At 71.8% G+C, this 12,748-nt stretch carries 12 protein-coding genes; 6 read left to right on the top strand and 6 right to left on the bottom strand.

The genetic code is table 11. The features are described from left to right. Nucleotides 1-88: 88 nt before the first annotated feature. The 4 genes from purB to ASC64_RS01880 form a co-directional block, all read right to left on the bottom strand. Nucleotides 89-1,516, bottom strand: coding sequence for an adenylosuccinate lyase (gene purB / locus ASC64_RS01895; RefSeq protein ID WP_156384957.1), 1,428 nt, complete (start codon nt 1,514-1,516; stop codon nt 89-91). A 7-nt stretch (nt 1,517-1,523) separates the two neighbouring features. Further along, on the bottom strand, nt 1,524-2,090 hold the full coding sequence (locus ASC64_RS01890; protein WP_056905815.1) for a TetR family transcriptional regulator: 567 nt from the start codon (nt 2,088-2,090) through the stop codon (nt 1,524-1,526). Between the two features lie 61 nt (nt 2,091-2,151). Further along, nucleotides 2,152-3,420 (bottom strand): phosphoribosylamine--glycine ligase, encoded by a 1,269-nt coding sequence (gene purD, locus ASC64_RS01885; RefSeq protein WP_056905814.1) that lies wholly within the window; start codon nt 3,418-3,420, stop codon nt 2,152-2,154. Next, nucleotides 3,417-4,700, bottom strand: coding sequence for an adenylosuccinate synthase (locus ASC64_RS01880; RefSeq protein WP_056905813.1), 1,284 nt, complete (start codon nt 4,698-4,700; stop codon nt 3,417-3,419). Before ASC64_RS01880 ends, purD begins: the two co-directional genes overlap by 4 nt. Before the next feature lie 180 nt (nt 4,701-4,880). On the opposite strand from ASC64_RS01880, the gene ASC64_RS01875 reads away from it, so the two are divergent. Next, entirely contained in the window at nt 4,881-5,792 is a 912-nt protein-coding gene (locus tag ASC64_RS01875; protein WP_235563480.1) for a diacylglycerol/lipid kinase family protein, read from the top strand. A 67-nt stretch (nt 5,793-5,859) separates the two neighbouring features. On the opposite strand, the gene ASC64_RS01870 is transcribed toward ASC64_RS01875, so the two are convergent. Beyond that, nucleotides 5,860-6,849: a helix-turn-helix transcriptional regulator gene (locus ASC64_RS01870; protein WP_056905812.1), complete on the bottom strand. Its 990-nt coding sequence runs from the start codon at nt 6,847-6,849 to the stop codon at nt 5,860-5,862. A gap of 251 nt (nt 6,850-7,100) precedes the next feature. On the opposite strand from ASC64_RS01870, the gene lysS reads away from it, so the two are divergent. After that, the gene (lysS, locus tag ASC64_RS01865) at nt 7,101-8,816 is read left to right on the top strand and encodes a lysine--tRNA ligase (protein ID WP_056905811.1); all 1,716 of its coding nucleotides are present in this window, start codon (nt 7,101-7,103) and stop codon (nt 8,814-8,816) included. Nucleotides 8,817-8,876: 60 nt separating this feature from the next. On the opposite strand, the gene ASC64_RS01860 is transcribed toward lysS, so the two are convergent. After that, a complete protein-coding gene (locus ASC64_RS01860) occupies nt 8,877-9,341 on the bottom strand; it encodes an acyl-CoA thioesterase (RefSeq protein ID WP_056905810.1) in 465 nt (154 codons plus the stop codon). A 37-nt stretch (nt 9,342-9,378) separates the two neighbouring features. Between ASC64_RS01860 and ASC64_RS01855 the strand changes: the two genes are divergently transcribed. The 4 genes from ASC64_RS01855 to mctP all read left to right on the top strand — a co-directional run bounded on the left by ASC64_RS01855 (nt 9,379) and on the right by mctP (nt 12,692). Then, the gene (locus tag ASC64_RS01855; RefSeq protein WP_056905809.1) at nt 9,379-9,804 is read left to right on the top strand and encodes a DUF3151 domain-containing protein; all 426 of its coding nucleotides are present in this window, start codon (nt 9,379-9,381) and stop codon (nt 9,802-9,804) included. 28 nt (nt 9,805-9,832) lie between these two features. Then, nucleotides 9,833-10,597 (top strand): YoaK family protein, encoded by a 765-nt coding sequence (locus ASC64_RS01850; RefSeq protein ID WP_156384956.1) that lies wholly within the window; start codon nt 9,833-9,835, stop codon nt 10,595-10,597. A gap of 167 nt (nt 10,598-10,764) precedes the next feature. After that, a complete protein-coding gene (locus ASC64_RS01845) occupies nt 10,765-10,980 on the top strand; it encodes a DUF3311 domain-containing protein (RefSeq protein WP_056905808.1) in 216 nt (71 codons plus the stop codon). Further along, nucleotides 10,977-12,692: a monocarboxylate uptake permease MctP gene (gene mctP, locus ASC64_RS01840; RefSeq protein ID WP_082550112.1), complete on the top strand. Its 1,716-nt coding sequence runs from the start codon at nt 10,977-10,979 to the stop codon at nt 12,690-12,692. The genes ASC64_RS01845 and mctP overlap by 4 nt, the downstream gene beginning before the upstream one ends. Nucleotides 12,693-12,748 lie beyond the last annotated feature (56 nt).

The following is a 12,748-nucleotide window of genomic DNA, read 5'->3' as shown; positions in this document are numbered from 1 at the left end:
GCGGATCGCTGAACTTGTCGGCCCGTGCACGGCCTGACAAGTTCAGCGAGAGCCTGACACGTCGCGGGTCCGGCGGGAGGGCCGTCGGTCAGAGGATCGCGCCCGGGACGTACGACGCCGCCTCGGGGTGGCGGGCCGCCAGTGCCTCGATCCGGGCCACGACCGCACGGGTCTGGGCCACGGCAGCGCCGGTGAACTCGATCGGGTCGGCGACCAGCGCGTCGATCTGGTCGCGGGTCAGCCCGAGCCGGTCGTCGGCGGCGAGCTTGGCGAAGACGTCGTTGTCGGCCTGGCCTGCGCGCATCGCGAGCGCGGTGCCGACGGCGGCCTCCTTGATCGCCTCGTGCGCGGCCTCGCGCCCCACGCCGTTGCGGACCGCGGCCATCAGCACCTTCGTCGTGGTGAGGAACGGGAGGTAGCGGTCGAGCTCGCGCTGGATGACCGCCGGGAACGCGCCGAACTCGTCGAGCACGGTGAGGAAGGTCTGGAAGAGACCGTCGGTGGCGAAGAACGCGTCCGGCAGCGCGACACGGCGCACGACGGAGCAGGACACGTCGCCCTCGTTCCACTGGTCACCGGCGAGCTCGCTGACCATCGACAGGTGGCCGCGGATGATGACCGCGAGGCCGTTGACCCGCTCGCAGGAGCGGGTGTTCATCTTGTGCGGCATCGCCGAGGAGCCGACCTGGCCCTCCTTGAAGCCCTCGGTGACCAGCTCGTGCCCGGCCATCAGACGCACCGTGGTGGCGAGGTTGGACGGTCCGCTGACGAGCTGGACGAGCGCGGCGACGACGTCGAAGTCGAGGGAGCGCGGGTAGACCTGGCCGACGCTGGTGAGGACCTGCTCGAAGCCGAGGTGCGCCGCGACGCGACGCTCGAGGTCGTCGAGCCGGTCGGCGTCGCCGTCGAGCAGGTCGAGCATGTCCTGCGAGGTGCCCATCGGGCCCTTGATGCCGCGCAGCGGGTAGCGGTCGAGCAGCTCCTCGATCCGCTGGACGCCGATGAGCATCTCGTCGGCCACGGTGGCGAAGCGCTTGCCGAGGGTGGTCGCCTGGGCGGCGACGTTGTGCGAGCGGCCGGCCATCACGGTCGCCTCGTGCTCCGCGGCGAGCCGGCCGAGGCGGACGAGCGCGGCGACGGCGCGGTCGCGCACCACCTCGAGCGAGCGGCGTACCTGCAGCTGCTCGACGTTCTCGGTGAGGTCGCGCGAGGTCATGCCCTTGTGGATGTGCTCGTGCCCGGCGAGCGCGGAGAACTCCTCGATGCGCGCCTTCACGTCGTGGCGGGTGACCCGCTCGCGCGCGGCGATGGAGGCCAGGTCCACCTGGTCGACGACCGACTCGTAGGCCTCGACGACACCGTCGGGGACGTCGATGCCCAGGTCGCGCTGGGCCTTGAGGACGGCGACCCACAGCTGGCGCTCGAGGACGATCTTGTGCTCGGGCGACCAGATCTCGGCGAGGTCGGCGCCGGCGTAGCGGGTGGCCAGGACGTTGGGGACGGTCACGGCCCTCATCCTCCCATCACGGGGCGACGAGCCGGCGCGCTGCCTCCACCACGGACGCCCTGCGCTTGGGCCGGGTGTTGTTGCGGGCCGACGGGGTGTACTCCGGCGGCAGGGAGGCCCACGTGGTGGCGACGCTGATCAGCAGCCCCAGCAGCACGTCCGCGGGGAAGGCGTCGGTGACCCGGCCCTGGCGCTGGGCCGCACGGATGGCGGCCAGCTTGCCTGCGTTGGCCTCGACGATCGCGGCGTTGGGCGGGTCGCCGGCGCCGCGCTCCAGGCGGTACCAGGTGGCGAGTCGCGCGAGCGAGGGGTCGTCCTCGAACTGGTCGAAGACCCGCGCCATCGACTCGGGCAGGTCGTCGGCGTCGAACGGGTCGGCCTCCAGCACGTCGTGCAGGAGCCCGGCGAGGACGGCCTCGAAGAGCCCGTCCTTGCTGCCGAAGTAGTGGTAGATCTGCGCCTTGTTGGTGCGGGCGGCCACGGCGATCCGGTCGACGCGGGCGCCGGCGATCCCGAGCTCGGCGAACTCGGCGGCCGCGGCCTGCAGCAGGCGCTTCCGGGTCGCCTCCGCGTCGCGTGCCATGGCCGGAACTTATCAACCAACCATCCAGTTGTTCAGTCCGCTGAGGCCCTGCCGGGCGCGATCAGTCGAGCAGGGCGGCGCCCTCGACCACGCCGAGCGGCTCGGCGGCGATGTCGCGGCGCCACTGCGCGCCCGGGAAGCTGATGCTCGACACGCCTTCGTAGGCCTTCGCGCGGGCGTCGGCGACGTCGCTGCCGACAGCGCGGACGGCGAGCACGCGACCTCCGGCGGTGACCAGCCCGGCCTCCGTGCGGGCGGTGCCGGCGTGGATCACGTCGACGTCGTCCTCCGCCGCGAGCATCTCGGTGCCGACGATGACGTCACCGGTGCTGGAGCCCTCCGGGTAGCCGGCGCTGGCCATCACCACGGTGACGGCGGCGCCGTCGGCGAAGGTCGGTGCGGGCACGGCGGAGAGGTCCCCGGCAGCCGCCGCGGACAGCAGGGCCCCCAGCGGCGAGGTGAGCAGCGCCAGCACGGGCTGCGTGTCGGGGTCACCGAAGCGGCAGTTGAACTCGATGACCCGCGGTCCGGTGGAGGTGAGGGCGAGGCCGACGTAGAGGCACCCGACGAACGGCGCGTCGCGGCGCTGCATCTCGGCGAGCGTCGGCTCCACCACCGACGTCATGACGGTCTCGACGATGCCGTCGGGGAGCCAGGCGAGCGGTGCGTAGGACCCCATGCCGCCGGTGTTGGGCCCGCGGCCGCCGTCGAAGATGCGCTTGAAGTCCTGCGCCGGCAGGAGCGGACGCCCGACCGTGCCGTCGCAGACGACGAAGAGCGAGAACTCGGGCCCGTCCAAGAACTCCTCGACGACCACCCGCTCGCACCCGGCCGCGTGCGCGAGCGCCTCGTCGCGGTCGCTGGTGACGACGACACCCTTGCCGGCCGCGAGGGCGTCGTCCTTGACGACGTACGGCGCACCGAAGGCGTCGAGCGCCGCGGCCACCTCCTCGGGGGTCGTGCACGTGCGCGAGCCCGCGGTCGGCACCCCGGCCACGGCCATGACGTCCTTGGAGAAGGCCTTGGACCCCTCGAGGCGGGCAGCGGCACGGGAGGGGCCGAAGCAGGCGATGCCTGCCTCGCGCACCGGGTCGGCGACACCAGCCACCAGCGGCGCCTCGGGTCCGACGACGACCAGGTCCGCGCCGATCGACGTCGCCAGGGCGGCGACGGCAGCGCCGTCCATCGGGTCGACGTCGTGCAGCGTGGCCACCTCGCCGATGCCCGGGTTGCCCGGTGCGGCGTGCACCTCGCTCACGCCGGGGTCGCGGGAGAGGGCGATGGCGAGCGCGTGCTCGCGCCCGCCCGTGCCGACGACGAGGGTCCTCACCCGTGCACCACCACGGTCTGCTCGCGGCCCGGACCAACCCCGACGCCCCAGATCTTCGCGCCCGACATCTCCTCGAGGGCCTGCACGTAGGCCTGGGCGTTCTTGGGCAGCTCGTCGAAGCTGCGGCAGCCGGAGATGTCGCTCTTCCAGCCGTCGAAGTACTCGTAGACGGGCGTGGCGTGGTGGAACTCGGTCTGGGTCATCGGCATCTCGTCGACCCGCTGGCCGTCGATCTCGTAGGCGACGCAGACCGGGATCCGGTCCCAGGCACCGAGGATGTCGAGCTTGGTGAGGAAGAACTCCGTGAGGCCGTTGACCCGGCTCGCGTAGCGCGCGACCACCGCGTCGTACCAGCCGCACCGCCGGGTGCGACCGGTCGAGACGCCGATCTCCCCGCCGAGCTGCTGGAGCTGCACGCCGTCCTCGTCGAAGAGCTCGGTCGGGAAGGGGCCGGCGCCGACGCGGGTCGTGTAGGCCTTGATGACGCCGATGACGCGGTCGATGCGGGTCGGCCCGACGCCGGCGCCCACGCACACGCCGCCGGCCACCGGGTTGGAGGAGGTGACGAACGGGTAGGTGCCGTGGTCGACGTCGAGCATCGTCGCCTGCGCCCCCTCGAACAGCACCGTCTGGCCGGCGTCGAGCGCCTGGTTGAGCAGCAGCGAGGTGTCGCAGACCATCGGCCGGAGCCGCTCGGCGTACGACGTGAGCTCCTCCACGACCGCGTCGACCTCGATCGCGCGGCGGTTGTAGACCTTGGTGAGCAGGTGGTTGCGGACGTCGAGAGCCGCCTCGACCTTCTGGGTCAGGATCTTCTCGTCGAAGAGGTCGGCGATCCGGACGCCGACGCGGTTGATCTTGTCGGCGTAGGCCGGGCCGATGCCGCGGCCGGTGGTGCCGATCTGGTTCTTGCCGAGGAAGCGCTCGGTGACCTTGTCGATCGTGGCGTGGTAGCTCGCGATGACGTGGGCGTTGGCGCTCACCTTGAGGTCGGCCACCTCCACCCCGCGCGCGATCAGCCCGTCGAGCTCACGGAAGAGCGCCTCCGGCGAGACGACCACGCCGCCGGCGATGACCGAGGTGGCACCCGGCGTGAGGATGCCGCTGGGCAGCAGGTGGGTGGCGAACTTCTCGCCGTTCACGACGATGGTGTGGCCGGCGTTGTGGCCGCCGCTGGTGCGTACCACGAAGTCGATGGGATCGGTGGTGGCGAGCAGGTCCGTGGCCTTGCCCTTGCCCTCGTCGCCCCACTGGGCGCCGAGCACGACGATCGCGGGCATCTCAGCCCTCCTAGTCACGTCAGCAGAAAATGACGACAGCCCCGGCACAAGGCACCGGGGCTCTTGCGGCGCCACGTTACCGCACCCCGACGGGGCCACCGAGCCGGCGGAACGGGCCCGGACGAGTGAGGACACCTGTGGGTGGGACGCGGTCGTACGCCGGTGGGCTAGTGTCCGGCCGTGCGCTCCCTGCTCGTGATCACCAACGCCGACGCCGGCACTTCCGACGAGGAGCGCCTGACGACGGCCCTCGAGGTGCTGCGCGAGAAGGCCTCGGTCGAGGTCGCCAAGACGTCCAACCCCGGCGAGCTCGACGGGGTGCTCCACCGCGCGGGCGGGCGCACGATCGTGGTCGCCGGCGGCGACGGCAGCCTGCACGCGGTCGTGACGGCGCTCTACAAGCGCCACGAGCTGGCCGGTGCGACGCTGGGGCTGCTGCCGATGGGCACCGGCAACGACTTCGCCCGCGGCAACGACATCCCCCTCGAGATCGAGGAGGCCGCGCGCCTCGTGCTCACCGGCCGACCGCGCAAGGTCGACCTCCTCGTCGACGAGACCGGCAACATCGTGGTCAACAACGTGCACGTCGGCGTGGGCGCCCAGGCCAGCCGCAAGGGTGCGCGCTGGAAGACGCGGCTCGGCGCGGTCGGCGTCGGCAAGGTCAACCTCGGCAAGCTCGGCTACCCGATCGGTGCGGCGCTGTCGGCCTTCCACCCCCCGAGCTGGCGGCTGCGCGTGGAGCTCGACGGCGACGTCGTCAACGACGTCAACCAGCCGGTGCTCATGGTGGCGATCGGCAACGGCGGCAACGTCGGCGGTGGCACCGAGCTCAACCCCGACGCCGACACCGAGGACGGGCTGCTCGACGTGATGATCAGCCGCGCCGTCAAGCCGATGGCCAAGCTCGGCTACGTCGCGCGGCTCCGCAAGGGCGAGCACGACGAGCGCGACGACGTGACCACCCTGCGCGGGCGGACGGTCAAGGTGAGCGGCGACGAGTTCTGGCTCTCGGCCGACGGCGAGATCTCCGGCCCGGAGCGCAGCCGCAGCTGGCGCCTCGAGTCGTCGGCGTACGCCATGATCCTGCCCTGACGGGCGGCCGACCTCGGGTCGAGGGTGCCCGCGGCAGCAGTCGCCGCAGGGCTGCGCACTCGACCTCTCAGAGCCAGCCGCGGCGCACGGCCTCGACGCCCGCCTGGAAGCGGGTGTCGACGCCCAGCTCGGTCATCAGCGCCGCGATGCGGCGGCGGACGGTGCGCAGGCCGATGCCGAGCTTGCGGGCGATCACCTCGTCGGTCTCCCCCGCCATCAGCTGCTCGAGCAGGAACTGCCGCCCGTCCAGGCTGATGTCGCCGGCCTCCAGGTCGGGCACTGGCGCCGCGCTCGCCCACATCGACTCGAACCACATGGTCAGCGCCGCCACGATCGAGCGCTGCCGGATGTGCACACGCGGCTCGTCGACGAAGCCGAGCGGCTCGGGCAGCACCGCATGGGCGTCGCCGAAGATGAACATGCGGGTGCGCACCTCCGACATCACCCGCACCTCCTCACCCAGCCGGGCGCGGACGCGCAGCGCCTCGGGTGCCTCCGTGAGCGCGCGGACGGGGTAGATGGCGCGGGAGCGCCGCCCAGACGCGATCGCCTCGGCGAGCATCTCGCTCACCTTCGACTCCCGGGGCATCGCCCAGGCGTCGGGCCGCAGCCAGAGCATGTCGCCGCGGCTGGTGCGGACCATGAGCTGGAGCAGCTCCAGGGCGTTGCCGCCCGAGCTCAGCTCGCCGTCGAGCGGGTGGACCTCGGCGAGGTGCTGGCGATCGGGGCGGGTGGCGGCTGCGACCAGGTGGGGCACGGCGCTGGCCAGCTCGGCCAGCTTGGTGGCCGAGGTGGCCGCCGTCCGCGCCTCGAGCAGGACGAGCTCGGAGAGCGCATCGGCGAGCGTCGGAATCACGACGCGATCGCCGTTCAGGACCACCAGGCCACGCTCGATGAGCGGGGCGAGGTCGCGCAGCAGCCTCTCGGGCCCCACCTGCACCAGCTGGGCGACGCCGGTCAGGGTGTGACCCGACACGGGGACCAGCCGGAAGTAGAGGTGCTCGGTGGCGCGGTCGACGCCGAGCGCTGCGAGGACGGAGGACGGGTCACCGGGCATGGATGGCAGTTTAGTGCCAGCGGCACTCACGACTCGCGTGGCAGCGACCGGCCACTCCATACTGGGGCGACCAGTCGCGTGCGGGGGTGTGCGACGCGGTCGGCTCCTTCGGGAGCACAGCGTCGGAGTCGCCGCGGGGGACGACTCCGACGCTTCCCCGTCTCCCGGCCCGACGGGCGCTTCGAACCACCGGTGTCCGGCCCCTCTGCCCACGCGCAGTGCGTGTCGCGTCCTTCGTTAGCCTTGCGCGCATGGCACGAGGTGGACAGCAGGGAGATCCGGTCGACTGGGTGACGCGTGCGGCGGACGACGCCGTACGCCACGCCGGTGAGGGCAACCCGGTCACCGTCGCGTCGGGCGCCTCCCCCAGCGGCCCGATCCACCTGGGCAACCTGCGCGAGTTCATCACCCCGCACTTCGTCGCCGAGGAGCTGCGGCGCCGCGGTGTCCCGGTGCGCCACTTGCACTCGTGGGACGACTTCGACCGCTTCCGCAAGGTGCCGGCCGGCGTCCCCGCGGAGTGGGCCGAGCACATCGGCCGCCCGCTGACCGCCGTGCCCGACCCGTGGGAGTGCCACGCGAGCTGGGCCGAGCACTTCAAGGCACCGCTGCAGGAGTCGCTGCGCGAGCTCGGCGTGGAGATGGAGGAGGTCTCCCAGACCGAGATGTACACCTCCGGCGCCTACCGCGACCAGGTGCTCCTCGCGGTCTCCCGCCGCGACGAGATCGAGGCCGTGCTGGCCAAGCACCGCACCAAGAAGGTCTCCGCCGGCGACGACGCGTCCGAGCAGGAGGCGGCCGACCTGGCGGACTCCGTCGCCAACGAGGACGACGAGGAGGGCGACCCCGGCGCGGGCGCCTCCGCCGACGCGATCGCGCGCTTCCCCTACCGCCCCTACTGCCGCCAGTGCGGGCGCGACACCGTCACCACCACGGCGTACGACGACGCCACCACGACGCTGTCCTACACCTGCTCCTCCTGCGGCTACGAGGGCACCACCGACCTGTCCACCGACACCGACGGCAAGCTGGTGTGGAAGGTCGACTGGCCGATGCGCTGGGCCTACGAGTCGGTGAACTTCGAGCCCGCCGGCCGCGACCACATGACGCCCGGGTCGTCCTACACGGTCGGCACCGAGCTGGTCTCCTCGATCTTCGACTGGCGTGCGCCGGCCCGCGTGATCTACGCCTTCGTCGGGTTCGCCGGCGTGCAGAAGATGTCGTCCTCGGCCGGCGGCGTGCCGACCGCGACCGACGCGCTGCGCATCCTCGAGTCGCCGATGCTGCGCTGGCTCTACGTCCGCCGCGCCCCGACGCAGGCCTTCGACATCGACTTCGGCGCGTCCGTGGTGCGCCTCTACGACGAGTGGGACGCGCTCGGCCGCAAGGCCGCTGAGAAGTCCGACGTCGCGACGCTGGCATGGCACCGCGCGTCGGAGACGGCCTCCGCGGGGCGGCTGCCCACGCCGTCGGTGCCCGTCCCGTTCCGCACCCTGTCGTCGGTCGCCGACGTGACCGCCGGGTCGGCGGACCTCATCTCCCGCATCATCGAGTCGTCGGGCTTCCCCCACGACTCGGTCGACGACCTCGAGCCGCGGCTGTCCAAGGCGATGCAGTGGACCGCCGAGCACGTCCCGGCCGACGAGCGCACCACGGTCCGCCAGACGCCGGACACCGAGCGGCTGTCCTCCCTCACCGAGGACGAGGAGCTCTGGCTGCGCATCTTCCTGGACCGGCTGCCTGCCGAGCCCGACCTCGACTCGGTGACCGCGGTCGTCTACGGCACGCCCAAGGTCGCCCGCGGGCTCGGCTTCGAGGACTCCCCGACCGACCAGGTCAAGGCCGACCAGAAGGACTTCTTCCGGCTCCTCTACAACCTCCTCGTCTCGGCCGACCGCGGTCCGCGCCTTCCTACACTGGTGCTCGCGCTCGGACCGGAGAAGGTGCGCCACCTCCTCGGCGGCTGAGCCCGGACCATGGGCCGCTCGACCTACGGCATGACGTGAGGTCGCCCCGCCAGCGGCGGGTCAGCGCCGGAAGCCGACCGGGTCGCCGAAGTAGGTCTCGAGGTCCGACCGGACGGGGTCGCTGATCGTCCACGCCGCCTGGGCGTGGTGGTCCCAGAGGACGTTCACGCACTCCCACACCGCCGCCGGGCGGCCGCCCGACTCGACCCGCAGCTCGGCGGACACGGTGAACGAGGAGCGCCCGATCCGCGACACCCAGAGCGCGGCGAGGAACGGCTGGTAGGGCACGAACCGCATCTCGGAGTGGTACTCGATCGTCTGCGACGCGACGAGCTCGGACACCCCGGGGTCGGTCCCGTGCAGCAGGCCTGCGGCCTCCTCCGGCAGGCCGGGCAGCCGCGCGAACCGCAGGAACTCGTAGCGGGCCTCGTCGAGCACCCGCACCGCCTCGACGTTGTCGACGTGGCCGGCGAGGTTGATGTCGCGGTAGCGGGCCTGGATCTCGGTCGTGAACGTCTCACCCATGGGCGCAGTCTTCACGACCCGGTCCTAGGGTTGGCCCATGACCTCCGGTTCCTTCGGCGGCGACCTGATGGCCGGTCCCCCGCCCACCCACCTGCCCGCCGACCCCGCCGACGCCGAGCTCGCCGGTGGTGACGCCCCGGCTGCCGTCGTACGCCGTCACCCCGCGTCGCCGGCCGCGTGGGCGGCCCTGGCGCAGCAGGCGGTGGACGCCGGAGCGGACGACGTGACGGTCTACGCCTACGCCCGCGTCGGCTACCACCGCTCGCTCGACATGCTGCGCCGCAACGGCTGGAAGGGTCACGGCCCGGTGCCGTGGGAGCACGAGCCCAACCGCGGCTTCCTCCGCTCGCTGGCCCTCCTGGCGCTCGCCGCGCGGGCGATCGGGGAGACCGAGGAGTGGGAGCGCTGCTCGAGCTTCCTCCGCGACTCCAGCGCCGCGGCGGCCGACGAGCTGCTCGGCTGAGACCGGACGCCTGAGGGAGCAGCACGCGTTGACGGTCCTGGGCCGGGTACGGCGCTACCTCCTGACCGTGGCCGGGCCGGTGCGGTCCCCGGCCCACAACGTGCAGCTCGCCGCGCTGCTCGCCCTCAACGCCGGGGTGCTGAACTCCGTCGGCTTCGTGGCGGTGTCGGTCTACACCTCGCACATGACCGGCCTGACCGCCTCCGTCGCCGACCACCTGGTCCTCGGCGGCAGCGCGGTCGTCCTGACGGGCCTGCTGGGCATCGCGACCTTCATGGCGGGCGCAGCAGCATGCGCGCTGCTGTTCAACTGGGGCCGTCGCCGCGGGCTGCGCGGCAGGTACGCCAACGTGCTCGTGCTCGAGGCGCTCCTGGTCCTGCTCTTCGGCCTGCTGGCCGAGGAGTTCGCGTGGCGGCACCGCGACCTCGTCTTCGTCGCCGTGCTCTGCTTCACGATGGGCATGCAGAACGCCATCATCACCAAGATCTCCGGCGCCCAGATCCGCACCACCCACGTCACCGGCATGATCACCGACATCGGGATCGAGCTCGGCAAGCTGGCCTACTTCTCGCGCACCCCCGGCCTGCCGCCGGTCGTCCCCGACCTGGGCAAGCTCGGCGTGCTGGCGCTCCTGGTCGGGCTCTTCTTCGGCGGCGGGATCCTCGGGGCGCTCGGCTACCTCGAGTTCGGGTTCGCCACCCTGGTCCCGCTGGCGCTCGTGCTCCTGGCCGCGGCCGCGGCGCCGCTGGCCGCCGACGTACGACGTCACCGGCGCAGCGTGAAGCTGCCCTGACCTGACCGCTCGTCGCGCCAGACCGACCGCTCGTCGGGTCACGAGCTCGGCCCCTCCCAGGGGTGGGTGACGGCCGTCACGCCGGGAGTAAGGTCGCGCGGGTGATTTCCGGGAACACACCTCCGTCGCGGCCCGAACAGGGCCCACCCCCGACCGACAAGACCAAGATGGCGATCGCCGGCGTCCTGCTCCTGATCCCGATCGTGGCCCTCCTGTGGGTGCCGAGCTATGCCAGGACCGACCCTGAGCTCTTCGGCTTCCCCTTCTTCTTCTGGTACCAGTTCCTCTGGGTCTTCATCTGCTCGGCACTGACCTGGACCGCCTACCGGCTGACGCTCTCCGCGCGCGGCCGGACGACGCGACAGGAGGGTGAGGACCGATGACGACGCACCTGACGGTGATGGCCGCCGGCACGGGCGTGAACGGCGTCGCCCTGGCCGTGCTGATCGCCCTGTTCCTGCTGGTCACGGTGGCCGGCTTCATGGCGTCGCGCTTCCAGCGCGGCGAGTCGCTCGAGTCGCTCGACGAGTGGGGCCTGGGCGGCCGCAAGTTCGGCACCTGGATCACGTGGTTCCTGCTCGGTGGCGACCTCTACACGGCCTACACGTTCGTCGCCGTGCCCGCCGCGATGTTCGCGACCGGCGCGGTCGCCGGCTTCTTCGCCGTGCCCTACACGATCGTGCTCTACCCGATCATCTTCATCTTCATGGCCCGGCTGTGGTCGGTGAGCCACCGGCACGGCTACGTCACCACGGCCGACTTCGTCCGCGGGCGCTACGACAGCCGCGGGCTCTCGCTCGCGGTGGCGGTCACCGGCTTCGTCGCGACGATGCCCTACATCGCGCTCCAGCTCGTGGGCATCCAGGCGGTGCTCGAGGTGGCCGGCGTCGGCGGCGGCGACAACATCCTCGCCAAGGACGCGCCGCTGTTCATCGCCTTCGCGGTGCTGGCCGCCTTCACCTACTCCAGCGGGCTGCGTGCCCCTGCGGTGATCGCCTTCGTCAAGGACATCCTCATCTACCTGGTGATCATCGTGGCGGTGGTCTACCTGCCCGGGCAGGTCGGCGGCTGGGACAACATCTTCGGGTCCGCGCAGGAGAAGATGGCCACCGTCAACGAGGCCACCGGCAAGCCGACGGGCGCCTTCCTCCCGGGCGTCGGTGCCGGCTGGGCCTACGCCACGCTCGCGCTCGGCTCGGCGATGGCGCTGTTCATGTATCCCCACTCCGTCACCGCCTCGCTGTCGTCCAACAGCCGCAACACGATCCGCCGCAACGCCGCGATCCTGCCGGCGTACTCCTTCGTGCTCGGCCTGCTCGCGCTGCTCGGGTGGGTGGCCATCGCGGCCGGCACGCAGCCGATCGGCCTCGACGGCGAGGCCAACGCCCAGCTCGTCATCCCGCAGCTGTTCGAGGACATGTTCCCGGCGTGGTTCGCCGGCGTCGCGTTCGCGGCCATCGCCATCGGCGCGCTCGTGCCGGCGGCGATCATGTCGATCGCGGCAGCCAACACCTTCAGCCGCAACATCTACAAGGAGTGGCTCAAGCCCGACGCCACCCCGAAGCAGGAGGCCAAGGTCTCCAAGCTGATGTCGCTGCTGGTGAAGGCGTTCGCGCTGGTCTTCGTGCTCACCCTGGACAAGCAGAACGCGATCAACTTCCAGCTCCTGGGCGGCATCTGGATCCTCCAGACCTTCCCGGCCGTCGTGTTCAGCCTGTTCACGCGCTGGTTCCACCGCTGGGCCCTGCTCGCCGGCTGGGCCGTCGCCATGGTCTACGGCACCGTCGAGGCCTACCAGGTCGTCAACCCGGTCACCGGCAAGCACTTCGGCGGCTCCCTCGCCCTGATGCCGGGGATCGAGCAGATGGGCTACATCGCGATGACGGCGTTCGTGCTCAACGTCGTCGTCGCCGTGGTCCTCAGCGCGATCCTCAACGCGATGAAGACCTCGAACGGCTCCGACGAGACGATCCCGTTCGACTACTTCGCCGACGCCGACGACCCGCGGGTGCAGAAGGACCTCTCGGAGCACTCGCACCACGGTGACCCCTACGGCGACCCGGACGACATCGCGGGCAACGCGCCCGCACGGTAGGCGCCCGTACGCCGTCCGGCCGGGCGGTGCGCGAGGGGAGCTCCGACAAGGAGCTC

Source organism: Nocardioides sp. Root122 (assembly GCF_001425025.1).
Lineage (GTDB): Bacteria > Actinomycetota > Actinomycetes > Propionibacteriales > Nocardioidaceae > Nocardioides.
The sequence above is the reverse complement of the archived record's forward strand: the minus strand, read 5'-3'. Positions and strand labels throughout refer to the sequence as shown.